General features: G+C 34.2%; 1 protein-coding gene. It reads left to right on the top strand.

What is annotated here, in order from left to right; genetic code table 11:
• Positions 1 to 257, top strand: a 257-nt coding sequence (locus SB658_RS25470) for a YbaK/EbsC family protein (protein ID WP_410603227.1), incomplete at both ends; no start/stop codon positions are given.

Below are 257 nucleotides of genomic sequence, written 5' to 3'. Positions count from 1 at the left end.
GAGAGATGAAAGAAATAACAGGAGAAAGCTTATCTCTCTGTTCTCCTGATGAGCTAAGAGAAGAAACAGGCTGTACTCCAGGATGTGTAGCTCCTTTCGGTTATTCACAACATGTAACGATTATTGTGGATAGTGCTATTTATGCTTACGATAAAATTTTAATTACACCTGGTGTACCTGAATTTACAATGGAATTATCCACAGAGGAATTAAAGAAAATCTTATTAACATGCCCAAATACTGTTTTAGAATATAAA

Origin of the sequence: Bacillus sp. SIMBA_008 (assembly GCF_046535495.1) — a bacterium.
GTDB classification, from domain to species: domain Bacteria; phylum Bacillota; class Bacilli; order Bacillales; family Bacillaceae; genus Bacillus; species Bacillus subtilis.
This window is presented reverse-complemented; position numbering and strand designations above follow the sequence as displayed.